This window comes from Janthinobacterium sp. YR213, from assembly GCF_900099875.1.
Classification (GTDB): domain Bacteria; phylum Pseudomonadota; class Gammaproteobacteria; order Burkholderiales; family Burkholderiaceae_D; genus Janthinobacterium; species Janthinobacterium lividum.
On the sequence record NZ_FNDA01000004.1, the window covers coordinates 415970 to 441245 of the forward strand.

A 25276-nucleotide genomic window follows, 5' to 3' on the forward strand; every position below is an offset into this window, starting at 1 on the left:
CAGTGGAAAAGAAGGACGCGCGATTCCCGTCACTTTCGTGAATAAGAATCATTATCAATATAGGCGATATTTGCCAAATAATCAAGCGTGCGCACCAAAAGAGTGCAGACAGGAGTGCAGGCAGACCCGGGGCGGCGCATCGGCGGGCCTTCTGCGATAATGCAGGCGCTGATAAAATATTTTCCTCATTGAAAGAAATGCATGCGTACATGGATCGCTTGTGCCGGATGGTTGTGTGTCGTGTCGCTGGGCCAGGCCCAGGAACACGCGCCGCCGCCGGCTGTTCCCGCGCCGCTGCAGAGCGCCAGCGTGCCCGCCGCCGTATCGCCACCCCTTGCGCCTGCCACGCCTGTCATACCCGCCGCGGCACCGGTATCGGCACCGGCGGCAAGCGCAGACGATGCCTTGCCACCGCAAATGGTGACGATCACGGCCAGCAGCGACGCCAAGGCGCCGCGCATCCGTTTCACGGCTTACCGCGAAAGTTATCTGACGGCCAGGAAAGTGTGGCAAGTGTCGAGCGGCAGCGTGGTCATGGCCCTGCGCCTGATTCCGGCCAAGCTGAGCGCCACCATCGACGACGTGCGTGTGGCCTTGCAAGGCAATGGCGCGCCTGTGCCGATCAAGGTCTCCAGCGGCGGGGTGTTTGTCGTGCCGCTCAACGATGACATCGCCGCGCAGGACGGCACTTTCCTGGTGAACAAGGGCAGGGGGGAGCTGACGGCGAATATCGTCCTCCAGCCGTCTGTGGCGCGCGATGCCTGGAACGTCACGCGCGTGGGGCAGGTCTTGCAGGACGCCAGGCGCGCCGTGCGGGCCATCACGCCATGGTACAAGCGGCCGTTCGCCAGCGATGTGCAATCGCTGGCGTTTTGCGCGGCCGAGCGGGGCAGCGCCTTGCAGTTGATGGATGGCGAGCAACTGATCGCCACCTTGCCCATGAACGAGTCGGCCGTCAACGACATCAACCAACCCGTGTTTTGCAAGATTTTCGACGGCGAAGACAAATACCCGGGACACTACCGCGTCGTCATGCCCGAGCAAGCCACGGTGCTGCTGCTGTAGAGGTCAGTTTGGCTGGCGCTGCACCATTTCCAGCGCCGCCGCCAGGGCCAGATCCATCGTGGCCTGGTGGAAGATCAGCCATTGCGGCAAGAGCGACAGCGCATGGCGGCCCTGTTCCAGGTCGCCTTCATCGACGGCGGCCCAGGCATGGTGCAAGCCGCTGAGCACGCGCGCATGCTGTTCGCGGTGGTTGGCCAGCGAAGGAAAGGCGATCTGCTCCATCAAATCCTCTTCCTCGCGGAAGTCGCGTTCGACGGCCGCGATCAGTTCGCGAAACGCCACGCTGAAATGCTGGTCGCCCAACTGCTGCAGCCGCGCCAGCTCCTGAAACAGCGCCTCATGCGCCTCGTCGATGACGGGAACCCCCAGCGCCATCTCATCCTTCCAATGCGATTTACCCATGCCGATACTCCAGGTTAAGTCCGTCACGGTGCGAAGCGGACTGTTCCAGTTTGGGCGCAGCAAAGGTGGAAATCCATGATCTGGATCAAAAGTACGGCGAAGAGGGGGAGCAAATCAAGGCAAAAATAAATGGGAGGAGAGAACAAATCCCCACCCGCAATCAAGCGGTTTTCATCGATGCGACGTGTTACCGAGCGCCGCTGAAAAACGCCGCTGGCAAGGCGCCGCGCCGAAGGCAGTACGAATGTACGACGAGGCACGGCAACGCAGTCAGCGACGTTTTCTCAGCCGCGCGTCTTATTGTTCTCAGCCGCGCGTCTTATTGCTTAGGCCAGTGGGCCCACATGCCTTGCGCATCGACATTCGGCACCTGCAATTGCTGCCCGGCGGACGTTTGCATCGTATCCCTCAGCACGAGGGGCACGAGCATCAAGGCCGACAGGGCAAGGCAGGCCAGCACTTTGAGCGTCAACATGGTCGTCTCCTGATGAGCCGGTGGCGGCGCGGGGTTGCGGCGCCTGCCGGTCACTTCAATCGCGTACGCATATCTTTATTCCATGCTTGCAGTTTAGCCCACCTGGTCGTAACTTCAACTTATTGCTGTGATGCACCGCACCAGTTCGCACGTTGCCAGGGGCTATTTCGCCTTGCGCCCGCGTCGTGGCTTGCCTGCCGGGGGCAGGAAGGAATCGAACCACACTTGCGTCAATTGCCGCGTATTTTTCGCCGCTTCGCGCTTGACGGCGGCCGTCGCATGGCCGCGCGCCGTGTTGGCGATGCGGTTGGCGGCGCTCAGGTACATGCTCATCCAGGGGTTTTTCATGGCTAGCCTCGCAGACTGTGGGTGGGGCGGCACGGATATGTCTCCATGCCGCCATGCCGCTACTGTAGTCCGATCGCAGGCGCTGACTGTGCGCCTGCCCACATAGCCGGGCGGCGCCGGGGGCGGGCTGATGTAGATCAATACACGTCGCGACGGTAGCGTCCGGCCGCCAGCAAGGCATCGAGTCCCTCCTGGCCCAGTACTTCTTGCAGTACAGCATCGATTCCTGTGGCCATGCCTTGCAGGCTGCCGCACACGTAGACGATGGCCCCTTGCGCCAGCCAGTCGCGCAGTTCGCCGGCGCTGGCGCGCAGGCGGTCCTGCACGTATTGCCGTGTTTCACCATCGCGCGAAAAGACGCGGTCCAGGCGCGCCAGGTGGCCAGCGTCCAGCCAGCCTTGCAACTCTGCGCCGCAGATACTGTCAAAAGCTTGCTGGCGCTCGCCGAACAGCAGCCAGTTGCGGGCCAGTCCCGCCCGCTGGCGCGCGCGCAAATGCGCACGCAAGCCGGCCAGGCCGGAACCGTTGCCGATGTAAATGCAGGGCACGTCGACCAGGGCGGGCGCGAAGGCGGGATTGGCTTGCAGGCGCAGGCGGATGCTGGTGTCCAGCGGGGCGAAGCGCGTGAGCCAGCCGGAACAGACGCCATAGCCCTGGTTGTCATCGCCCGCATGGCGCTCCTGACGCACGAGCAATTGCAGTTCGCCATCGGATGGCAGCGAAGCGAGCGAATAGCTGCGCGGCGCGTGATGGGCACTGCCTGCCTCGCCATCGCTGCCGTCCGCATTGCATGGGATGATTTCCGCCAGCGCGCCCGCTTCCCAGGTGGCATCGGCGGGGCCCGTCAAGGTGATTTCATGCAGTTCGCCGCCTAGGCTGCCCGGGTTGAGCAGCACGCGGCGCGCCAGGCGCCACTCGGCATATGACGCTTCTTCCTGCACGCCGATGGCGTCGATGGCGCTGCCGCTGCAGCGGGCCAGCGCTGTGGACCAGCTGGCCAGGGCGGCGGGGTCGTGCTTGTCCACTTCGATTAGCGGGAACAGGGGCGTGGCGCCCAGCGCCTGCAATTGTTGCGCCAGCGCATGGCCAAAGCCGCAGAAGGCGCTGTAATGGCGGTCGCCCAGGGCCAGCATGCCGAATTCCAGGCCCGCCAGCGGCGTGTCGGAGGTGGCTTGCAGCAGGCGCGCGAAGCGGCGCGTGCCATCCGGCGCCTCGCCTTCGCCAAAGGTGCTGGCGACGATCAGGGCCCGTTCGTACTGGCGCAATTGCGCGGGATCAAACTGGTCCAGCGATTGCACGTTGACGGCCACGCCCGCCTGCTGCAGGGCGCGCGCGCTTTCCAGGGCCAGGCGCTCGGCCTGGCCCGACTGGCTGGCGTAAGCCACCAGGGTGGGCAAGCCCGTGTTCGCCTGGTCCGGCGCACCGGCGCCCAGCATGGCCCGCTGCGCCTGCACGGCCCGTTTCGCCTTGCGGCGGCCCAGGTACAGCATCCAGCCCGTGATGGCGAACAGGGGCAGGCCCAGGCTGGCCAGGGTGACGATGATGCGGCCCGGCAAGCCAAAATACGTGCCCATGTGCAGCGGATAAATGATGTTGACGAGGCGCGAACCCAGGGCCTGCTGGCTGTACGGTTCGTTTTCCGTCACCGTGCCGTCGGCCAGCAGGATGCTCATGCGGCTGCGCGCCCGCTCGTGCGGCGCGTCGCTGGCCAGCCACGTGAATTGCACGGCTTCGCCGGCGCGGGTCGGCATGCGCACGCTGGCCAGGATCCAGCCGGGGGCATGCTGCTGGAAGCTGCTCCAGGCCGGGCCGATGTCGACGGCCGGTATTTCCTTCTTCTCCTTGGACTGTCCTTTCTTGCCGGGCGCCTGGGCCTGTGCCATCCTTGGCGGCTTGCCGGCCCAGGCGTCGATATTGTCGCGCACCACGTCGTAGCTCCAGTAAATGCCCGTCAGGGTCAGCGCCACGTAGACGACCAGGCACCAGGTACCGGCCACGGCGTGCAGGTTCCACAGGAAGGAGCGGCCTTTCAGGGCAGGGTCGAAGGTCAGCCAGGTGCGCCAGTCCAGCGGACGGCGGGGCCAGCGCAGATACAGGCCGGACAGGGCCAGGCCCAGCAGGCACAGGGCCAGCGCGCCCGCTACTTGCCGGCCCGGATCGCGGGGCAAAAGCAGCCAGCGATGCAGCGATTCCGTCCACTCGAAAAAGCCCGCCCCCGTCAGTGCCGGCTGGGTCGCTCCCGTGTACGGGTGGACATAAATGGATTCGCCGCGCCGCTGGCCATTCTTCGGTGCGAAGAATAAACGAGGCGCCGCGCCCGCCTCCGCATACATGGTGATCGAGGCCACGCGCTGGCCGTGTTCGGCAGCGGCAATGTTGCCCAGCTGGCCAGGCGTCAGCGGCGCGCGGCTTTCCACGGCGACATGGCGCACGCCGGGGTTCATGAGGTCCAGCAATTCATCCTTGAAGGCCAGGGTGGCGCCGCTCAGGCCTATGATCACCAGCACCGTGCCGGCCGTGATGCCGATAAACCAGTGCAATTGAAACCACACCTGCTTCCAGCTCCAGTGCCAGCGCCGCCGTTGCGGGGTGGCGGCAGGCTGGCGCTGCTGTTGGCGGGTCTCCGGCGCCTCGTCGGCGCTGGTGCGCAGCTGGGGTTGTGGCAGGGAGGAGGTGGTCATGGCGGCTTTCGATAGCGCCGCCATGCAGGGCGTCAGACATGGCGGGGAAGAAGGAAGGCTGACATATTAACGCAAACGAGAATCATTCGCAAATGATGGCGCACTGGCACTGTTGCGCAAAATGCCCGCGCCAGGCCGGGATGATGCTTTTGATAATTTACATCGTCGTGAAATTGTGTGAAAATGAAAATCATTCTCATTCGTGATGCAGTGCTGACCCACTTGACCGGCAAGTATGGCAGCCCCTTTGTCTGTTTGCCCGTGTCCACCATTTCTCCCTCCCTCGATAGCTTTAGCGACCTGTACGCCAGCCACCATGGCTGGCTGTATAACTGGCTGTGGCGCAAGCTCTGTTGCCGCGACGGTGCGGCCGACCTGGCGCAGGACACCTTCGTGCGCATGCTGGCGACGCAGTCGGCGGACAGCCTGCGCGAACCGCGCGCCTACCTGAGCACGGTGGCCAATGGATTGCTGGTCAATCACTGGCGTCGCCTGACCCTGGAGCGCACGTTTCTGGCGGCCCTGGCCGGCCGTCCCGAAATGACGGCGCCGTCGCCCGAAGAGCGGACACTCGTGGTCGAAGCCCTGTGCCGCATCGACGCCATGCTCGATACCTTGTCGCCGCGCGCGCGCCAGGCATTTTTACTGGCGCAGCTCGACGGCCTGACGTATGCGCAGATCGCCGGCCAGCTGGATGTATCCGAACGCATGGTGAAAAAATACATGGCGCAAGCCATGCTGCAATGCATGCTGTGCATGGATGATGCCGCCTAAGCCAGGCGCCGCCATGCCGCCGGCCGACTACGCCATCTTGCAGGAAGCGGCCGAATGGTTCGCCGTGCTGCGCGGCGAAGACGCCGATCCTGCCGACCAGCAAGCCTGGGAGCGCTGGCATGCCAGCTCTCCTGCCCACCGCGCCGCCTGGCGCCGGGTGGAAGCCGTCAGCGCCGAATTTCGCCAGCTGCCCGGCGAGCCGGCGCGCCAGGCGCTCGACGCTGCCGGGCCGCGCCAGAGCGATGCCCAGCGCCGCAGCCTGGTCAAGGGCTTGCTTGCACTGTGCCTGACGGCCGGTACGGGTGGCGCCGTGCTGCTGCGGCGCGATACGCGCAGCTGGGTCGCCAGCCTGCACGCGGGCGAAAAAACGCCGCTCGGCGCCATCCGCCAGCTGGCGCTGGCCGACGGTTCGCAACTGTGGCTGAACACGGCAACGTCCCTCGACATCGATTACAGCGACACGCTGCGCCGCATCGCCCTGCATGGCGGCGAAATCTATCTCGCCTCCGCGCGCGACAGCCGCCAGCCGGCGCGCGCGCTCGTGGTCGACACCGTGCACGGCCGCCTGCGCGCGCTGGGCACGCGTTTCAGCGTGCAGCCGCAGGGCGATGCCACTTTGCTGGCCGTCTACGAGGGCAGTGTCGAGGTGTCGCCCCGCGATGGCGGCGTGCCGCGCATCGTGCCGGCCGGCCAGCAGGTGCGCTTTGGCGACGGTTTTATCGGCGAGCCATACGCCGCCGACCCGAACGGGGCCGCCTGGATCGAGTACCGCCTGCAACCGGAGCAGATGCGGCTCGATGATTTCCTCGCGCAACTGTCGCGCTACCGCCGCGGCCACCTGGGCTGCGCGCCCGAAGTGGCCCATTTGCGCCTGGTGGGCAGCTATCCGCTGGCGGACACGGACCGCATCCTGGCGGCGCTGGAAGCGACCTTGCCCGTCAGGATCAACCGCGTGCATGACTGGTGGGTCACGGTGGAAGCCCAGTTGCCCAGTCAAAACAGTAAATAAGAATATTTCTCAAAACTGGTTCCCTTTTTGAAAAGTTGTTTGGCAAGGTAGAAGTAACTTGCTCAACATCAATAAGGAATGCCGTGCCGTCGTACCCCGTCTCCCTGCCGTTTGCCCGCCGTCTGCTGCCGCTGTCCCTGGCTGCGGCGCTGCTGGCCGTGCCTGCCATGCATGCCATGGCAGCGGCGGCGGAAGAGACCGTGCACAGCTTCCGCATCGCCGCCGCGCCCCTGGGCCAGGCGCTGCGCCAGTTTGCGGGCCAGGCGGGAATCTTGCTGTCGGCCGAAGGTGGCTTGACGCAGGGCAAACGCAGCGCCGGCTTGAACGCCACCGTGGCCACGGGCCAGGGCTTGCAGCAATTGCTGGCAGGCACGGGCCTCGTGGTCGTGCAGTTGCCGGACGGAAGTTACATCGTGCGTCTGGCGCCCACGCCCCTGCGCGCCGACCTGGACGGGGAGGGCGCCGGTTTGCAAGTGCTGGCGCCCGTCACCGTGCAGGGCAGCGGCGACGATGGCTACCGCCGCGCCAGTTCTTCCGCCGCCAGCCGCAACGATACGGCCTTGCATGACACGCCGCAGGCCGTCAGCGTGGTGAGCCGCGAATTGATACGTGACCAGGACATGCGCACCCTGGCCGATGCCATGCGCTACATGCCGGGAGTGGGCATGGCCGCAGGCGAGGGCAACCGCGATACGGCGGTGATGCGCGGCAACAGCTCGACCTCGGATTTCTATCTGGACGGCATGCGCGATGACGTGCAGTACTACCGCGATTTCTACAATATCGAAGCGGTCGAGGCCATCAAGGGGCCGAACGCCCTGGTCTTCGGCCGCGGCGGCGGCGGTGGCATCATCAACCGGGCCACCAAGCAGCCACAATGGACGAACGACGGTGAAGCGAGCGTGAGCCTGGGCGCCTGGCGCAACCGGCGCGCCGCGCTCGATGTGCAACAGGTCTTCGGCGGCGATGTCGCCGTGCGCGTCAATGCCATGGCGGAAAACAGCGATTCTTTTCGCCAGGGCGTCAACGTGCGCCGCAGCGCCGTCAACCCCGTCGTGGCCTGGCGCTTGTCGCCGCGCACTACCGTGGTGGCCAGCTATGAACATTTTCGCGACGACCGGGTGACGGACCGGGGCCTGCCTTCTTACCAGGGGCGGCCGTTCGACACGGACCCGTCCACGTTTTTCGGCATCGCCGGCAGCAGCCCGTCGTGGGCGTATATCGATGCGCTGGGCGTGACCTTCGAACATGATCTGGGCGGTGGCGCAAGCCTGCGCAACCGCACGCGCCTGGCCGATTACGACAAGCTGTACCAGAACGCCTTTCCCGGCCCCGTCAGCGCCGATGGCGGGAGCGTGACCGTGCTGGCGTACAACAGCGCCACCAGGCGGCGCAACCTGTTCAACCAGACGGACGTCGAGTGGACAGTCGATAGCGGCAGCGTGCGGCACCGGCTGACGGCGGGCGGGGAACTGGGCCGCCAGACGACGGACAATCTGCGCAACACCGGCTATTTCACGACCCTGGGCGACAACGTCACCCACATCAGCCTGCCTACATCGCATCCCGTGACGGACTTGCCCGTCACTTTCCGCCCCAGCGCCACGGATGCGGACAACCATGGCGTGGCCGATACGGCCGCGCTTTATCTGCAGGACCAGCTGCGTTTCAGTGCCCGCTGGCAGGCGGTTGCCGGCATGCGCTACGAGCGCTTTGCCGTCGATTTCGTCAACAAGCGTACTGGCGCGCGCATCGCCCGCACGGATACGCCGTGGTCGCCGCGCGCCGCCCTCATTTACCAGCCCGTGCCCGCGCTGTCGCTGTATGCCAGCGTCAGCCAATCCTTCCTGCCGCGCGCGGGTGAACAGCTGGCATCGCTGACGCCCAGCAATGCCGTCTTCGAGCCGGAGCGTTTCCGCAACGTGGAGCTGGGCGTCAAATGGGAGGTGACGCCGCTACTCTCCGCCAGCGCGGCCGTGTACCGCCTGGAACGCAGCAATGTGGCCGTTACCGATCCCGCCGATACGACGCGGGCGATGCTGGTCGATGGCCAGCGCAGCGAGGGCCTGGAACTGGACGTCAATGGCAAGGTCCAAGCTGGCTGGAGCATCGCCGGCGGCTATGCGTGGCAGCGCGCCGTGCTGACGGCCACGCAGGCGACGACGGCCGTGGAGGGCGCCACGGTGGCGCATGTGCCCAGGCACAGCCTGTCGCTGTGGAACCGCTACGATTTTTCGCCCGCCTGGGGCGCCGGCCTGGGCGTGATCGCCCGCAGCGCCGTGTACGCCTCGGTGTCGAATACGGTGGTATTGCCCGGCTTTACCCGTGTCGATGGCGCCGTCTACTTCAAGCCGCAGGGAAATTTTCAGCTGCAGCTGAATGTGGAAAACCTGTTCAACAGAAAATATTTTGCCTCCGCCCACAGCAACGACAACATCGCGCCCGGTTCGCCCCGGGCCTTGCGCATGACGGCGCTGTGGCGGTTCTAGTTTTGTCGTACCCAAGCAATCAACGAGCCAGCCAACTGCCGGGGGCAGTAGCCAGCCAATTTATTCCATCCGATACATTGAAAGATAGCGATGACATCGAAAGACCAAGCGGGCGTTACCATCCGCAGCCGCAAGCACCACACCACTTCCACGCCGCGCATGCATGGCACGGCCCTGGCCGCGTTTGCCACCCTGGCCATGCCGCTGGCGCTGCACGCGCAAACGACGGACAAGCCGCAGCAGTTGCAGGAAGTCAAGGTCGTGGGCACGGCTGACCGCCTGATCCAGGCGCCCGTCAAATCGGCCAACGACAAGCTGACGGCGCCGCTGCTGGACACGCCGAAATCCGTCACCGTGATTCCTGCTGAAATCATTTCGCAAACGGGCGCCGTCTCGCTGACGGATGCGCTGCGTACCGTGCCGGGCATCACCATCGGCGCCGGCGAAGGCGGCAACCCCGTGGGCGACAATCTGTTTATCCGCGGTTACAACGCGCAAACGGATACGTATATCGATGGCATCCGCGACACGGGTTCGCAATCGCGTGAAATCTTTGCGCTGGAACAAATCGAAGTCGTCAAAGGCCCGAACTCGGCCTACGGTGGACGCTCGTCCGCAGGCGGCGGTGTCAACCTGATCAGCAAGACGCCGAAAGCGGAAGACTTCACCAACGCCACCGTCGGCCTGGGCAGCGCCAAGTACCGCCGCGCCACGGCGGACGTGAACCGTGTGATCAGCGACGACGTGGCCGTGCGCCTGAACGTGATGGCGCACGACGCCCACGTTGCCGGCCGCGACTTCATCAATGGCGACCGCTGGGGCATCGCGCCATCGATCACCTTCGGCCTGAAATCGGCCACGCAGGCGACCCTCAGCTACTACCACATGCAGTCGAGCGAATTGCCCGATACCGGCTTGCCGTTCAACAACCCGTTCTCGTCGGGCGCCAACGTGTCGAAAAACGGCAATGGCACGCCCGTCAACGTGCCGCGCGACACCTTCTATGGCCTGGTGAACCGCGATTTCCGCGACACGCAGAGCGATATCGGCACCATCGACGTGCGCCATGACTTCGGCAACAAATTGATTTTGCGCAACGTGACCCGTTACGGCAAGACCAGCAACGACTACGTGTGGACCCAGCCCGACGATTCCAAGGGCAACACCATGCTGTACGGCACCGTCTGGCGCCGCGCCAACACGCGCACGACCGATACGGATGCGCTGGCCAATGCGACCAGCCTAGGCGGCGAATTCCTGGCCGGCGGCGTGAAGCACACCTACACGGTGGGCCTGGAAGTCGGCCGCGAGGAAACGGATCGCAGCTCGTACATCTTCAAGCCGGGCACGAACAACTTGCTCAACGGCACCACCGCCTGCCAGACCTCGGGCGCCGCCACCGGCTACAACTGCGCCCCCTTGCTCAACCCGAACGCCAACGACCCATGGGTCTACACGCGCACGGTGTCGCCGGCACGCACGAACATCGTCACCAACACGCGTTCCGTGTACGGTTTCGACACCATCGAGTTCACGCCGCAATGGCTGCTCAACGTGGGCATCCGCTGGGATGACTACAAGAGTTCGCTGAACACGCCGCAATACACGCTCGACGGCAAGACCACCGCCGCCACCAGCGCCAATGTGCACGCCACCTTCGCCAGCTACCAGGCCGGCCTGGTGTACAAGCCATCGACCAACAGCAGCGTATATGTTTCCTACGGCACCTCGTCCACGCCACCGGGCAATGATGGCGGCGACGGCATCGACGGCTTGACGGTCGCCATCCAGAACTTGAAGCCGCAAGAAAGCAAGAGCTTCGAGCTGGGCACGAAATGGGAAGTGCTGCCGGGCGGCCGCCTGTCCGTGAGCGGCGCCTATTTCCAGAGCGACATGAGCAATGCGCGCGTGACGGCACCGGACGGCACTACGCAAAACGTGGGCGACAAGCAAGTCAAGGGTATCGAGCTGGGCGTGAGCGGCAACATCACCAAGGAATGGTCGGTCTTCGGCGGCTACACCCACCTGAACGCCATCGTGGAAAACAATGGCTATGTCACGAATGGCGTGATCAATGGCGTGACGCAATACGCGCCGTCGCCGTACAACGGCAACCAGTTCCCCACCACGCCGAAAAACAGCGCCTCGCTGTGGACCTCGTACCTGGTCACGCCCGCCATCACGGTGGGTGGCGGCGTGAACTACGTCGATAAAGTCTATGCGAACGTGGCCAACAACAAGTTTGCCCCGGCTTACACGCGCTTCGACGCCATGGCCAGCTATGTGGTCAACCGCAATGTGACCCTGCAGCTGAACATCCAGAACCTGACGAACAAGCTGTACTTCGACAAGGTTTCCTCGCCGCACTACGCTGGCGTGGCCCCTGGCCGTTCCGCAACCGTGACGGCCAACATCAAGTTCTGATGTTCGCCCGTTTGATGTAGCACAAGGCGCCGCACCCGGCAGATCGGGGCGGCGCTTTTTTTCATTTTCCGGTTCCCTTTTGACGTTCTCACTTGGCAAAGTAGGGAGAGCAGAACGCACAAGCGGAGAATCCCATGCAAGACATTCAATACCAGGGCGATGGCCGCGTGTTCGAGCGTTTGCGCGCCGTGCGCCTGCGCCCGACCAGCGCGCGCATCTGTATCTTGCAAGTGCTGGCCGGCACGCAGCGGCAAGCGATGAATGCGGAAAGCATTTATCAGCAACTGCTGCATATCGGCATTGCCGTCAGCCTGGGCACGATTTACCGCGTGCTCAAGGAAATGGAGCTGGCCGGCTTGCTGCTGCGCGAGCGCGAAGCTAGCGCCAGCGGCAACAAGGCGCGCTACCTGATCAAGCCGGACCAGGTGGAGACGGACAGTTGCTACCTCGTGTGCAGGGTGTGCGAACGCAGCGTGCTGGTGCAGGATGCGTCGCTGGTGGAACAGCTGCGCCAGACGGCGGTGGCGCACGGCATGGACATCGGCGCCAACGTGATTTCCGTACAGATGCGCTGCAGCCAGTGCGCCGGGGAAGCGCAAGCGGGGCGGGGCAAGCCCTTGCGGGCCGCCTGACGGCGCCGCCTTTTGATGCGGCGCAACATTGCGGCAAGGTCATCCTCCTCCTCGCCGCGCGCATTAGGCGCTACAATAGGGAATCTCTTTATTCTCCCTGACTCGTCTTCTGCTGCCATGACCACTTCCACACCGAATCTCGTCGTCACCCCATCCGCCCACCCCTTGTCCGACGCCGAACGCGCCGCGCGCATGGTCAATCCCGCCTTCGGCCGCATCTTCACTGACCACATGGTGGTGATTCCTTACCGCGACGGAAAGTGGCAGCAGGGCGAATTGAAGGCCTACGGCCCTTTGACGCTGGACCCGTCCGCGTCGTCCCTGCATTACGGCCAGGCCATCTTCGAAGGCTACAAGGCGTTTGCCCAGCCGGACGGCAGCATCAAGACCTTCCGTCCGGAACAGAATGCCGAGCGCTTCAACCGCAGCGCCGCGCGCCTGGCCATGCCGGCCATTCCTGTCGAGCTGTTCCTGGAAGCGGGCGACGCGCTCATTTCGCAAGACCGCAACTGGGTGCCGAAGAACACGGGCGAGAGCCTGTACATGCGTCCGCTGATGATCGCCACCGACCCGTACCTGGGCGTGCGTCCATCGGAAGAATACCTGTTCGTGCTGTTCGCCTCGCCAGCCGGCGCCTACTTCCCGAAAGGCGTGAAACCCGTCACCGTGTGGATCAGCGAAGACTTCGTGCGCGCCGCGCCGGGCGGCACCGGTGAAGCCAAATGCGCGGGCAACTATGCGGCCAGCCTGATGGCCCAGTCGCAAGCGCAAGAGAAGGGCTGCGACCAGGTTGTGTGGCTGGACGCCGTGCACCGCGAATTCATCGAAGAAATGGGCGGCATGAATTTGTTCTTCGTTTACAAGGATGGCGAGAAAGTCACCGTCGTGACGCCGGAGCTGACGGGCACCTTGTTGCCTGGCATCACCCGCCGCAGCCTGTTGGAAATGGCGAAAGACCTCGGCTATGCGACGGAAGAGCGTAAATTGTCCGTCCAGCAATGGCGCGACGACATCGCCTCGGGCCGCATGACCGAAGTGTTCGCCTGCGGCACGGCCGCCGTCATCACGCCCGTGGGCGTGGCCAAGGCCAATGGCTTTGAAATGACCATCAACAACAATGAAAACGGCGCCGTCACCCTGGCCCTGCGCGAAGCGTTGCTGGGACTGCAGCATGGCACGGCGGCTGATACGCACGGCTGGATGCATAAAGTTTGCTAAGTTGATGGTGTAATTTCCATACCGCGCCGGCACTCAGTTGCCGGCGTTTTTATATCTTGAAGGAAACTCGATGAAAATCCGCTCTGTCTTGCCCGCGCTGGCCGCCGTGTTCCTCAGCCTTCCCTTTGGTGCCGTCCACGCGGCCGACGCCACGTGCGCCATTCCCCGCAACGTCAGCTACTACGATTACGACGTCAAGCCGTCGGACGAGAAAAACACGTGCTACAAGCAAAGTACCAACGTACCCACCGATTACTTCATGCTGGCGCTGTCATGGTCCCCAGGCTTTTGCGACAGCCAGCGCCGCCGTGGCGCAGTGTCGAAAAAGGCCGCCTTCCAGTGCGCCGAGAGCAACCAGTTCGGCTGGATCGTGCATGGCTTGTGGGCGCAGTCAGCCAATCCGGCTACCTGCGAAGACATTTCCGTGACGCCGCCGCGCAAGACGGAACTGCACCCGCGCTATTGCAAGGGCAATCTGCCGAAGCTGGCGCCGTCCGACATCCTGCCCTACATGTGCATGCAGCCGGGTGAAGCCTTGCTGCAGGGTGAATGGGAAAAGCATGGTGCCTGCGATTTCGATACGGCCAAGGAATATTTCGAAAAGGAACGCGAACTGTTCCAGGCCTTGAAGTTGCCGGATTCCACCATGCCAAAGAACGAGCTGTTCCAGTGGATGAAGCAGCATAACCCGCAACTGAAGGGCCGCTGGCTCGGCTATGAAAAGCATTCGGGCGAGTTGCGCATCTGCTATTCGAAAGACTTCAAGGTCATCGACTGCCAGAAGTAAGCTGGCCTGTCCTGCAGGTTTCTTACATACATGTTAGTGTATTGTCCGGATCAGCAAGATGAACAGGTAGTATATGCAGCAGTCTATGCGGCAGCAAACGCAAGCCGTGATGGTGGGCGAGGACGGCTTGCCGCCCGGCGCCCGTGCATGGGCCATGCTGGCGCTGGCCATCGGCGTGGGCATGGCCTCGCTCGATACGGCAATTGCCAACACGGCCTTGCCGGCCATCGCCAGCGAACTGCACACGACGCCGGCCGCCTCCGTCTGGATCGTGAATGTGTACCAGCTGGCCATGGTGGCGACCTTGCTGCCGTTTTCCGCCCTCGGCGAAATCGCCGGCTACCGGCGCGTATTCATCTCCGGCATGTTTTTATTTACCCTAGCTTCGCTCGCTTGCGCATTGGCCTGGTCCTTGCCTTCGCTGGTGGTGGCGCGCCTGTTCCAGGGCGTCGGCGCCAGCGCCATGATGAGCGTCAATACGGCGCTGCTGCGTGCCCTGTACCCTAAACACTTGCTGGGCCGCGCGTTCGGCAACAATGCGCTGGTGGTGGCTGTCGCGTTCGCCATCGGCCCCACGGCCGCCTCCTTGATCCTGGCGACGGCGTCGTGGCCGTGGCTGTTCGCCATCAATGTGCCGCTGGGCGTGGCCGGCTTCTTCCTCGCCAGCCGCATGCTGCCGGCGACCAAACTTTCCGGGCATACCCTCGATGCGCGCACGGCGCTGTACAACGTGGGCGCTTTCGGCTTGCTGATCCTGTTGTTTGGCGATGCCGCCCATCACGCGGCCCTGTCGACCTTGCTGCCGGAACTGGTGGCGGTAGTGATCTTCTTTATTTTGCTGCTGCGCCGCCAGGCGGGGCACGCAGCCCCGATGCTGCCGATCGACCTGTTTCGCCGTCCATTATTCCTGCTGTCGTCGCTGACAGCCATCTGCACGTTTGCCGCGCAAGGGCTGGCCTTCGTCTCGCTGCCCTTCTATTTTGAGGTCACGCTGGGCCGTTCACCCGTCGAAACGGGCTTTTTGATGACGCCGTGGGCCGTGCTGGTGGCCGTGATGGCGCCTGTCGCCGGGCGCCTCAGCGACCGCTATTCGCCGGGCGTGCTGGGCGGCATCGGCCTGGCGGCGCTGGCTGGCGGCTTGCTGACCCTAGTGTGGATACCGGCCCACCCCAGCGTATTCGACATCGGCTGGCGCATGGCCTTGTGCGGCATCGGTTTCGGTTTCTTCCAGGCGCCCAATCTGAAAGCCATCATGGGCAGCGCGCCGCCCGAGCGGGCCGGCGGCGCCAGCGGCGTGGTGGCCACGTCGCGTCTGATCGGGCAAGCCACGGGCGCGGCGCTGGTCGCGTATTGCTTCACGGTTTCCGCCACGCGTGGCACGACATATGCGCTGTGCCTGGCGGCAGGCTTCGCCGCCGTGGCCAGCATCGCCAGCTTCTCGCGCTTGGTGGTGGCGCAGCCGGCGTGGTTGCAAGGCAAGCGCGACTGACAGGTACAAATCAGACGTCGATGGCCTTGTCCGACTGCATGCGCTTGCGCAATTCGAACTTCTGGATCTTGCCCGTCGACGTGCGGGGCAGGGGGCCGAAATAAATGGCTTTCGGCACCTTGAAACCGGCCAGGTTGTTCTTGCAGAAGGCGATCAATTCCGCTTCCGTCACCGTGCCGCCTTCGCGCAGCTCGACGAAGGCGCATGGCGTCTCGCCCCATTTTTCGTCGGGCTGGGCAATGACGGCGGCGGCCAGCACCTGCGGATGGTGGTACAGCGCGTCTTCCACTTCCACGCTGGAAATGTTTTCTCCACCGGAAATGATGATGTCCTTGCTGCGGTCCTTCAGCTTGATATAGCCGTCCGGATACATGACGCCGAGGTCGCCCGTGTGGAACCAGCCGCCCGCGAACGCTTCCTGCGTCGCCTTTTCATTTTTCAGATAGCCCTTCATGCAGATATTGCCGCGGAACATGATCTCGCCGATCTGTTCGCCGTCGGCCGCCACCGGCTGCATGGTCTCCGGGTCCAGCACGGCCACGGCGCTTTGCAGGTGGTAGCGCACGCCCTGGCGCGACTTCAGCACGGCCCGCTCTTCCTGCGACAGGGCCGCCCACTCGTCCTGCTCGGCGCAGATGGCGGCCGGGCCGTACACTTCCGTCAAGCCATACGAGTGGATCAAGTCAAAACCCATGGCTTCGATCTTCGCCACCATGGCGGCCGGCGGCGGTGCGCCAGCCACCATGCCGCGCACGGTCCAGTCGATTCCGTCGCGCCAGTTGGCGGGCGCATTGGCCAGCGCTGCATGCACGATGGGCGCGGCGCAATAGTGGGTGATGCGCAATTCGCGCATCAGGTCGAACACGAGTTTCGGTTCGAACTTGCGCAGGCACACGTTGACGCCGGCCCGCGCGGCCACGGTCCACGGGAAGCACCAGCCATTGCAATGGAACATCGGCAAGGTCCATAAATACACGGCATGCTTGGGCATGTCCCACTCTAATATATTCGACAGCGCGTTCAACGCCGCGCCGCGGTGGTGGTAGACGACGCCTTTCGGGTCGCCCGTGGTGCCGGACGTGTAGTTCAAAGCGATGGCGTCCCACTCGTCCGCAGGCGGCTGCCAGTCGTAGTCGGGGTCGCCGCTGGCCAGCAAGCTTTCGTAGTCGAGGTCGGCAAATGCTTCCACTTCCGGTCCCAGCACATCGTTGACCTGGATCACGCGCAAGCCGGGAATCTGCGCCGCCATCTGGCGCGCCAGCTCGGCAAATTCCGTGTCGGCCAGCAAGACCTTGGCTTGGCCATGGCGCAGCATGAAGGTCAGGGAGGCCAGGTCGAGGCGGATATTCAGGGCGTTGAGGACGGCGCCGGCCATGGGGACGCCAAAGCTCGCTTCCACCATGGCGGGCGTGTTCGGCAACATCACGGCCACCGTGTCGCCCGTGCCCACGCCCAGCTTGATGAGGCCGGAGGCGAGGCGGCGCGTGCGCGCATAGGTTTCGCCCCATGTCTGGCGCACGGCGCCATGTGCAATTGCCAGGCGATTGCCATATACTGCCGCTGCCCTGGCGATATAGTCGAGCGGGGTGAGGGCGGCGTAGTTGGCGCTGTTTTTGCCGAGGCCGGTGTTGAAATCAGCTGTCATGCTTGTCTCCTGGTAAAAGAATCTTGTAGCTCCCTGTTTCGGGATTGATACCGGTTAGCATAGCACCGGCGCTGGAAAATCACTGTCATCTTAGTGACAACTGCGGTGACAACTGACGAGTGACAACTGAAGGATGGAATGGATAGCAACGATAGTGTAGACCGTGCCGTGCCCGAACTCGACAGCCACGACTGGTTCACGGCCCTCAATACCAGGCATCAAGCCCTGTTGCGCGCTGGCAGCGTGATCCGGCATTTCGAGGCGGGCGCCTTCATCACGCGGCGCGGCGAACCGTCGGCGCACTGGATCGGCGTGCACACGGGCTTGATCAAGCTGGCCGTCTACAACGCCGATGGGCGCGGCGCCACGTTTTCCGGCGTGCCGGCCGGCGGCTGGTGCGGCGAGGGCAGCGTGCTCAAGCGCGAACTGCGCCGCTACGACGTGGTGGCCGTGCGCGCATCGCGCATCATCCTCGTGCCGGTGGACCTGTTTCATCTGTTGCTGGCCGAAAGCCTCTCCTTCAATGCCTTCGTCATCCGCCAACTGAACGAGCGTATGGGGCAATTCATCGCCACCATCCAGAACCAGCGCCTGCTGGCCGTCGATGCGCAAGTGGCGCAAGCCATCGCGCAGCTGTTCCACCCCATGCTATACCCGCGCACGTCCAGCGTGCTTGAGCTGTCGCAGGAAGAAATCGGCTTGCTGACGGGTATTTCTCGCCAGCGGGTGAACCAGGCGCTGGGCCATCTGGCCGAGCTGAACCTGATCAGCATTGCCTACCAATCCATCCGCGTCGTCGACCTGGACGGCTTGCGCCGTTATGGCGTGGCGTCGCTGTGATGACAGACCGGACGCGCGATGTGTGGCATGCTGGCGGTTCGTTCACCACCTTGACCTGACGCATGGCCCTCGTTTCCGATCATCCCTTGCACCTGCTGGGCTTGCGCTTTCCGCTCCGGCTGCGCGTCACCGTGCGCCAGGGCTTTGTGACCTTGCACAATGAAATCACCACCAAGAAACTGGCCAGTGGCGACAGTTTCGTCGTGCCCGCTTTCCTGCGCTTTGCCTGCGACGTGATGCCGGGGCGGGGCAAGCCGGCCGTGTTCACCCTGGCGCTGGAAGGCGATGAGCCCGATGGCGGACACGGCGGCGGCAAGCGCTGGAGCCAGGCGCTGGCGCAGCACATCTTCGATACGCCGCAAGGCAAATGGACGGCTGCGCGCCTGGCGACCCTGTGGCAAGTGACGCCGCACAAGGCCAGGGCGCGCCTGTTTTCCGAAGGCGAGGCATTGCTCAGCCTGGTGCGCGAACAGCGCCTGGCGCACGCGCTGCACACGGCGGCGCAAGCGGATGCCGATGGCGGGCACGGCGAGCGCGACCTGGCGCAAGTGGCGGCCGGCTCCGGCTTTGCCTCGATCCCCGCGTTTTGCGATGCCTGCGTGGACGTGGCGGGCGTGCGCCCCAGCCTGTTCCTGCGCGGCCAGGCGGGCGCGCCTGCGCAACGCGATAGCCAGACTCCGTTATAATCGGGGCCATGGGATCATTATTGAAGCGCAAACAGTGGCATATGTGGTTCGCCTGCTTGGCGATACTGCTCAATGCGCTGTCGCCATCCCTGTCGTATGCGTTTGCTTCGCTGCATGCGAACGCGAACAATGCCGCCGTCGAGATTTGCTCGGCCAGCGGTGCCGTCTACACGCAAGCGGATCTGGCGCCAGCCGCCAAATCCACCACTGATTCCGTGCTGCACCACATCGAGCATTGCCCGTTCTGCATGAGCCATGCGGGTAGTGTGGCCTTGCCTCCGCCGACCTTGTCTCCGCTGCCCGTGATCACGGGCCACGACCTGTATCCGCCATTGTTTTACCAGGCGCCGCAGGCCCCGTTTGCCTGGCTGGTCGCCAGCCCGCGCGGCCCGCCTTTGGCTGCCTGAACACACCCGTCACGCCTTCCACGTCTTAACTGTATCCACTACGCCCATCGGGCCAGAATGCCATGAAACGTCGTCTTTTTCTTCTCGCCGGTACGGCGGGATTGCTCACGCTTGCCGCTTGCGAACCCGCGCCGAAACCCCATTACAACGGCCTTGACTTGACGGGAGGCGATTACAAGCCCGACTTCAAGTTGAGCGGCCCCGACGGCAAGGTCTACACCCTGGCCGATTTCAAGGGCAAGTATGTGATGGTCTTCTTTGGCTTTACGCAATGCCCGGACGTGTGTCCGACAGCCCTGTCGCGCGCGCTGGAAATCCGCCAGAAACTGGGGCCGGATGCCGATAAGCTGCAAGTGATCTTCATCAGCATCGACCCCGAGCGCGACACGCCCGAGCTGCTGGGAGAATACATGCGCGCCTTCGACCCCAGCTTCCTGGGCTTGCGCACGGACCCGCAGGCGACGGCGCAGACGGCCTTCAATTACAAGGTCTTCTACCGCCGCGTGCCGAGCGGCAGTTCCTACACGATGGACCATACGGCCATCAGCTATGTGCTCGATGCCGAGGGACGCATGCGCCTGGGCTTGAAACACCAGTTGACGGGCGACGAGTGCGTGCAGGATATCAAGACCCTGATGAAATCGAAATACACCTTATAACCATACCGAGGAATGATCATGATCCATTTGAAAACCCTGCTGGCCACGGCCCTGGCCGTGCTGTCCTTCTCCGCCGCTGCCCAGACTGCCGTGCAGATTACCGACCCGTGGGTGCGCGCCACCGTGCCGCAGCAAAAAGCCACGGGCGCCTTCATGCAGATCACGGCGCCGAAAGCCATGCGCCTGCTGGAAGTGCGCTCGCCCGTGGCCGGCGTGGCGGAAATCCATGAAATGAGCATGACGGACAATATGATGCGCATGCGCCAGGTCAAGGAAATCGCCTTGCCAGCCGGCAAAGCCGTCGAACTGAAACCGGGCGGCTACCACGTGATGCTGCTGGAACTCAAAGGGCAGGTGAAGGCGGGCGACAAGATCCCGCTGACCCTCGTCGTCGAAGGCGAGGACAAGCGCCGCGAAACGATCGAAGTCAATGCCGTGGCCCGTCCGCTGGGCGCCACCTCGACGTCATCCGCGATGCCGGCGATGAAGCACTAAGCGACGGCAGTGCCCTTGCAAAGCCCGGTTCGCCGGGCTTTTTTGCGTCCATTTGAAAATTAAACAGCTGTTTGATACAATGCTGAATAATATTAAACAGCTGTTTAAGTGATGGGAATGGCATGACAGAAGAAGTCGAAACGGCGCGCACGCGCATCCTGCAGGCGGCGGTCCAGCTGTTTGCCGACGAAGGCTACAAGCTCGCGTCCGTGCGCAGGATCTGCGAGGCGGCCCACGTCAACGTGGCGATGGTTAACTATTATTTTCATGGCAAGGAAGAGCTGTACCTGGCCGCTTTCGACCATGCGCGCGCGCTGGCGCGTGCCACGGCCGCTGCCGTACCGGAGGCAGGCCCGGCGGCGGCCGTGGCGCCCGTGGAACAGTTGCGCCTGGCGATACAATCGATGGTCTTCGACATGCTGCGTCCGGGAGCGGCTTCGCTGTTCAGCCGCCTGGTGGCGCGCGAATTGATCGAACCCACGTCCGCCATCCACATGCTGGCAGACCGCGATGTGCGCGCGCACCATGCCCTGTTTACAGGCTTGATCCGTGGCGTGGTGGGCGAGGCCATGCCGGCGGACGTGCTGCAGAAATGCGTGTTCAGCGTGATCGGCCAGGCCGTGTTCTATGCCCGTTCGCGCATCGTGCATGAACTGGTGGCGCCGGAAATTACCTATGACGAGACTGGCACTGCCAGCATTGCGCAGCATGTCGCCGCGTTCTCGCTGGCGGCCCTCGACGGCTTGCGCCGCCAATATGCTGTGCAGGCGGGCGCATGAAAGCGCGCAACCTGACCCTGGTGCTGGCCGGGCTGGCCATGCTGGGCCCGTTCGCCACCGATACCTTCCTGCCGTCGTTTCCCGCGATCGGCACGCATTTCGACGTCAGCAGCGTGCTGGTGCAGCAGACCCTGAGCGTCTACCTGGCCGCCTATGCCTTCATGACCTTGTTTTACGGCACCTTGTCCGATTCGTTTGGCCGCCGTCCCGTGATTCTCGCCTCGCTGCTGATCTTTGCCGTGGGCTCCATCGGCGCCGCGTTTGCCCCCAGCTTTGGCTGGCTGCTGTTCTTCCGCGGCATGCAGGGCGCCTCGGCGGGGGCGGGCAGGGTCATCGGCCAAGCCATTGTGCGCGACAGCCTGTCGGGCGCGGCCGCACAGAAGATGCTGGCCAATATCATGATGGTGTTCGGCATCGCACCCGCCATCGCCCCCATCATCGGCGGCTGGCTGCACGTGGCGTATGGCTGGCAATCGACGTTCGTGTTCACCTTTTCCGTCACGGTGCTGTTGTTGCTCGCCTGCCTGAAAGGCTTGCCGGAAAGTTTAGCCGTCGAGCAACGTCAACCTTTTCACCCAGGCAACATCGCACGCAATTACTGGCTGGCCTTGCGCCACCGGGCGTTCCTGCTGCGTTCGCTGGCCGTGGCCTTTGCGTTTGGCGGCTTTGCCCTGTACATCGCCTCGGCCCCGCATTTCATCCTGGAACTGCTGCACCTGCCGGAAACGGCCTTCGGCTGGATGTTCATCCCCATGGTGGCGGGCCTGGTGGGCGGCTCGGCGCTGTCGGGCAAGCTGGCCCATGCGGTGAAAAGCGCCGTGCTGGTGCGCTGGGGCTTGCTGGCCATGGCGGCCACGGGCGCGCTCAATATTGCCTACAACCATTGGTTCGCGGCCAGCATCCCGTTCGCCGTCGTGCCCGTGATGCTGTACGCGTTCGGCATGTCGCTGGCCTTGCCGGGCATGACCATGTCGACGCTCGACATTTTCCCGCAGATGCGGGGCTTGGCTGCCTCCTTGCAAAACTTCGTGCAAATGCTGGTGTTTGCGCTCGTGTCCGGTTTTGTCGCACCGGTGCTGTTCGACAGTGCGTTCAAGCTGGCGCTGGGGCAGGCCTCTGCCGTGGCGCTGGCCGCGTTTTTCTGGTGGCTGGGCACGCGCCAGGACGCGGCGCAGGGTGTGATGAGCGTTGCCAAAACGGCATGAGCCGAGTTTGAAAAGGTAGGCATGCTTCCTGCTTTGTTACACTGTGACAATCAGACCCACGCTGCGGGCACAGCAGCACGCGCGCCGGTCTAAGCAGTTTTGCAACTTTACCTTTGGCTATCATGCACTTGATTAACTCCAGTTTGAACCACGCCTTGCGCGTGCCGCTGGCGGCGGAAATCCATTCGCGGCCGTTTTTGCAGCTCGACGCCCCCGAGCTGATCACCCATCTGGCCGTGTATAAAGATGACAGCGCGGCGCCCGGTGCATCGAATATGGCCGCCCAGCATGCCACCCTGGCGGCCCTGTGCACGCATTTCGGCGTCACGCCGCCCGCCGCCGAAGCCAAGTATTTTTATTACGACTTTGGCCGTTTCCGCCTGAAATGGGAATGCCACACGGAATTTGCCACGTTTACCTTCGCCGAGCATCCGGGGCAGGCCTTGCCCCTGGAGCAGGCGTTCGAGCGCATGCCTTTGGCGCAGTTGCCGCAGCAGTGGCTGGCGGGCTTGAAGGGCAAGCTGATGGTGGCGGCGCACGTGGTGCTGGAGCAGGCGACTGAACCAGCCGAAATCTTCATGCAGGGCTTGTCGCGCGTGTTCGAGGGCAATACCCTGGCCGGCAGCAAGGTATTGCAGGGCGGCGAATTGTGGACGGATTTCACCATCCAGTCCGATGGCTTCAGCCGTTTCGTCATCCGCGATGCGGGCATGCGCTCGCAGCAGTCGGGGCGCCTGGTGCAGCGCGTGCTGGAAATCGAAACCTACCGCATGATGGCCTTGTTGGGCTTGCCTTACGCCATGCAGGCGGCGCCATCCTTGAATGCCATCGAGAACGAACTGGCGACCCTGGCCGCCGCCATGGTCGACACGGACGACGCCCCGGGCCTGGTCAAGGCCGACGAGGGCGTTGCCGAGCAAGCCTTGCTCGACCGCATCACGCGTTTGGCGGCCCGCATTGAAAAGCTGTCGCTCGACAATAGTTACCGTTTTTCCGCGTCGAAAGCCTACATGGGCCTGGTCAAGGCGCGCATCGACGAGTTGCGCGAAGTGCGCATCGAAGGCATACCCACGGTCGAGGAATTCATGGATCGGCGCCTGACGCCCGCCATGAACACGTGCGAAGCGATGGCCAGCCGCCAGGAAGCGATGGCGCAGCGCATCGCCAACACGAATGACTTGCTGCGCACGCGCGTTGGCATCGTGCAGGAATTGCAGAACCGGCAAATCCTGCAATCGATGAACGCCCGCGCGGCGCAGCAGCTGCGCTTGCAGCAAGCGGTGGAAGGCTTGTCGGTGGCCGCCATTTCCTATTATGTGATCGGTCTGTTCAGCTACACGGGCAAGGCGGCCAAGGTGATGGGCTTGCCCGTGAATCCGGAAATCCTCGTCGGCGCGCTGGTGCCGTTCGTGGCCGCCGCCGTGTGGCTGGGACTGCGCCGCATGCACCACAAGCTGCACGCTGACTGAACAGGACGACATCGCGCTGTCATTTTTGCTATCTTTCAACATTCGACCGTCAGGTGTTGTTGAAAGGAAGTAGAGTGCCAGCGAATGTTGCCGATGTTGTCAGTGAGTATGTTTCTAAGCGCACGCTTGTCGATGAAGCGAGGCAACGTCAATTCAATGCGCCTGTCGGCGACGAAGATGTACTGGTTGGCGGGCAATTATTGCCGCTATCTACTTCCAGGATCGACGACAGTATCTTGCAAACGGTCAGCGATCTGTCCGAGCTGGACCGCTTGCCACGGCTGATGCGCCTCGCCACCCGCCACGGCACCCCTGAACTGATGGAGTATGTGGCCCGGCATCCCTTCCTGCATGAACTGAGCTGGCAATCGTCCACCGTCAGCGAGCTCGATTTCAGCCAAGGCAATCTGGCGCGCCTGAACGTGGACTTGGGTGGCGTCACATGCCTGAAGCTCAATCCGGTGCTGCATTCCCTCGCCTTGCGCGGCGCGCCATCACCCGGGCTGCGCATGGTCGATGGCTATGACGGGCAGTTTCTGGCCCTGGCGTGCGAGCAAGACGTGCCGCCGTTCTCCGGTCTCGACCGGGTCGCTGATTTGTCGCTGGTCAATGTGCGCGAACTCGACCTGGCGGCGCTGGCGCAGCGCTTTCCCGGGCTGCGGCAGTTGCGCATATGGGGTAAGCCGGGCATGCTTGCCCATCTGCCCGCCATCGCACAACTGAAACAGTTGCAGACGTTCACCGCTGACAATCTGTTCGGCTACGGCGCCGACAATGTTCCGTGCGCCGCTCAACTGCCCCAGCTTTCCACCTTGTCGATGAGCAGCCTGCCTGCCGACGCTGCCAAGGCCATCCAGGCCAACTTCAAGCAGGCGGCGGCACAGGGACTGGATCTGCGCATTACCAAGCCGCGCAAGCCGGAATGGCTGGCGGAAAACCTGCTCAATCCCTTCCGTGACTGGGACGGCCGTGCCAATATTTCCGCCGCCCAGGCGAAAAAGGCGGCGCAAGCCTACAAGCAGCTGTTGGCCGGCAGCCGCGTGATTGATGCGGCGATGGACGCCGCCAGCGTGGCCAAGGCGCTCATTGCGATGATTGACGAGTATGTCGGCGTGTTCAACCAGATCGACCGGCGCGCCCGCATGATCGAAACGGTGGAGCGCGAAGAGATCGGCACGGCGCTGGCAAGCCTGTTGGCGCAGCTGATGCGGCAATTGGGGCAACGCGGTATGGCGGTGGTCGATGAGGCGGCGCTGCTGCAGCGGTTCGATGAGCTGCGCGAATTCTAGCGTGAAGAC

Annotated in this window: 23 protein-coding genes; 18 read left to right on the forward strand and 5 right to left on the reverse strand. The window is 63.6% G+C overall.

The annotated features are described in order from the left end of the window. Window positions 1–201 precede the first annotated feature (201 nt). Window positions 202–1065: a hypothetical protein gene (locus BLT98_RS19585; protein ID WP_139179332.1), complete on the forward strand. Its 864-nt coding sequence runs from the start codon at window positions 202–204 to the stop codon at window positions 1063–1065. A 3-nt stretch (window positions 1066–1068) separates the two neighbouring features. On the opposite strand, the gene BLT98_RS19590 is transcribed toward BLT98_RS19585, so the two are convergent. From BLT98_RS19590 to BLT98_RS19595, 4 genes are all read right to left on the reverse strand, one after another. Beyond that, a complete protein-coding gene (locus BLT98_RS19590; RefSeq protein ID WP_034786005.1) occupies window positions 1069–1467 on the reverse strand; it encodes a bacteriohemerythrin in 399 nt (132 codons plus the stop codon). Between the two features lie 319 nt (window positions 1468–1786). Then, the gene (locus BLT98_RS29245) at window positions 1787–1942 is read right to left on the reverse strand and encodes a hypothetical protein (protein WP_161789600.1); all 156 of its coding nucleotides are present in this window, start codon (window positions 1940–1942) and stop codon (window positions 1787–1789) included. 162 nt (window positions 1943–2104) lie between these two features. Next, on the reverse strand, window positions 2105–2290 hold the full coding sequence (locus tag BLT98_RS28875) for a hypothetical protein (protein WP_099387374.1): 186 nt from the start codon (window positions 2288–2290) through the stop codon (window positions 2105–2107). Between the two features lie 137 nt (window positions 2291–2427). Then, complete coding sequence (locus tag BLT98_RS19595; protein WP_092611125.1) at window positions 2428–4971, reverse strand: PepSY domain-containing protein; 2544 nt, start codon at window positions 4969–4971, stop codon at window positions 2428–2430. A gap of 183 nt (window positions 4972–5154) precedes the next feature. On the opposite strand from BLT98_RS19595, the gene BLT98_RS19600 reads away from it, so the two are divergent. From BLT98_RS19600 to BLT98_RS19635, 8 genes are all read left to right on the forward strand, one after another. Beyond that, entirely contained in the window at window positions 5155–5745 is a 591-nt protein-coding gene (locus tag BLT98_RS19600) for a sigma-70 family RNA polymerase sigma factor (RefSeq protein WP_092610660.1), read from the forward strand. After that, window positions 5732–6754, forward strand: a complete 1023-nt coding sequence (locus tag BLT98_RS19605) for a FecR domain-containing protein (RefSeq protein ID WP_244517585.1) — start codon at window positions 5732–5734, stop codon at window positions 6752–6754. Before BLT98_RS19600 ends, BLT98_RS19605 begins: the two co-directional genes overlap by 14 nt. Window positions 6755–6837: 83 nt before the next feature. Continuing rightward, window positions 6838–9243, forward strand: coding sequence for a TonB-dependent siderophore receptor (locus BLT98_RS19610; protein ID WP_092610665.1), 2406 nt, complete (start codon window positions 6838–6840; stop codon window positions 9241–9243). A 90-nt stretch (window positions 9244–9333) separates the two neighbouring features. Beyond that, on the forward strand, window positions 9334–11667 hold the full coding sequence (locus tag BLT98_RS19615) for a TonB-dependent receptor (protein WP_244517588.1): 2334 nt from the start codon (window positions 9334–9336) through the stop codon (window positions 11665–11667). Between the two features lie 134 nt (window positions 11668–11801). Then, on the forward strand, window positions 11802–12299 hold the full coding sequence (locus BLT98_RS19620; RefSeq protein WP_092610668.1) for a Fur family transcriptional regulator: 498 nt from the start codon (window positions 11802–11804) through the stop codon (window positions 12297–12299). Window positions 12300–12416: 117 nt separating this feature from the next. Beyond that, complete coding sequence (locus BLT98_RS19625) at window positions 12417–13517, forward strand: branched-chain amino acid aminotransferase (RefSeq protein ID WP_092610671.1); 1101 nt, start codon at window positions 12417–12419, stop codon at window positions 13515–13517. A gap of 70 nt (window positions 13518–13587) precedes the next feature. Next, a complete protein-coding gene (locus BLT98_RS19630; RefSeq protein ID WP_211615015.1) occupies window positions 13588–14304 on the forward strand; it encodes a ribonuclease T2 family protein in 717 nt (238 codons plus the stop codon). A 73-nt stretch (window positions 14305–14377) separates the two neighbouring features. Continuing rightward, window positions 14378–15793: an MFS transporter gene (locus tag BLT98_RS19635; RefSeq protein ID WP_092610674.1), complete on the forward strand. Its 1416-nt coding sequence runs from the start codon at window positions 14378–14380 to the stop codon at window positions 15791–15793. A gap of 10 nt (window positions 15794–15803) precedes the next feature. Here the strand turns inward: BLT98_RS19635 and BLT98_RS19640 are convergent, their stop codons facing one another. Further along, complete coding sequence (locus BLT98_RS19640; protein ID WP_092610677.1) at window positions 15804–17438, reverse strand: acyl-CoA synthetase; 1635 nt, start codon at window positions 17436–17438, stop codon at window positions 15804–15806. A 138-nt stretch (window positions 17439–17576) separates the two neighbouring features. Here BLT98_RS19640 and BLT98_RS19645 point away from each other — a divergent pair, with 138 nt between their 5' ends. The 9 genes from BLT98_RS19645 (at window position 17577) to BLT98_RS19685 (ending at window position 25267) form a co-directional block, all read left to right on the forward strand. Continuing rightward, entirely contained in the window at window positions 17577–18278 is a 702-nt protein-coding gene (locus BLT98_RS19645; protein ID WP_092610680.1) for a Crp/Fnr family transcriptional regulator, read from the forward strand. Window positions 18279–18340: 62 nt separating this feature from the next. Next, the gene (locus BLT98_RS19650) at window positions 18341–18964 is read left to right on the forward strand and encodes a helix-turn-helix domain-containing protein (protein WP_092610683.1); all 624 of its coding nucleotides are present in this window, start codon (window positions 18341–18343) and stop codon (window positions 18962–18964) included. A gap of 41 nt (window positions 18965–19005) precedes the next feature. Continuing rightward, the gene (locus BLT98_RS19655; protein ID WP_092610686.1) at window positions 19006–19371 is read left to right on the forward strand and encodes a DUF2946 domain-containing protein; all 366 of its coding nucleotides are present in this window, start codon (window positions 19006–19008) and stop codon (window positions 19369–19371) included. A 62-nt stretch (window positions 19372–19433) separates the two neighbouring features. Beyond that, on the forward strand, window positions 19434–20030 hold the full coding sequence (locus tag BLT98_RS19660) for an SCO family protein (RefSeq protein WP_070279155.1): 597 nt from the start codon (window positions 19434–19436) through the stop codon (window positions 20028–20030). Window positions 20031–20048: 18 nt separating this feature from the next. Further along, a complete protein-coding gene (locus BLT98_RS19665) occupies window positions 20049–20525 on the forward strand; it encodes a copper chaperone PCu(A)C (protein ID WP_170846436.1) in 477 nt (158 codons plus the stop codon). 122 nt (window positions 20526–20647) lie between these two features. Next, entirely contained in the window at window positions 20648–21304 is a 657-nt protein-coding gene (locus BLT98_RS19670) for a TetR/AcrR family transcriptional regulator (RefSeq protein ID WP_092610689.1), read from the forward strand. After that, window positions 21301–22509 (forward strand): multidrug effflux MFS transporter, encoded by a 1209-nt coding sequence (locus BLT98_RS19675; protein WP_092610692.1) that lies wholly within the window; start codon window positions 21301–21303, stop codon window positions 22507–22509. The genes BLT98_RS19670 and BLT98_RS19675 overlap by 4 nt, the downstream gene beginning before the upstream one ends. A 122-nt stretch (window positions 22510–22631) precedes the next feature. Next, window positions 22632–23978 carry a DUF3422 family protein gene (locus BLT98_RS19680; RefSeq protein WP_092610695.1) on the forward strand — a complete coding sequence of 449 codons (1347 nt, stop codon included), beginning with the start codon at window positions 22632–22634 and terminating at the stop codon, window positions 23976–23978. Window positions 23979–24052: 74 nt separating this feature from the next. Then, on the forward strand, window positions 24053–25267 hold the full coding sequence (locus tag BLT98_RS19685; protein ID WP_170846437.1) for a hypothetical protein: 1215 nt from the start codon (window positions 24053–24055) through the stop codon (window positions 25265–25267). The last annotated feature ends 9 nt before the right edge of the window (window positions 25268–25276 follow it).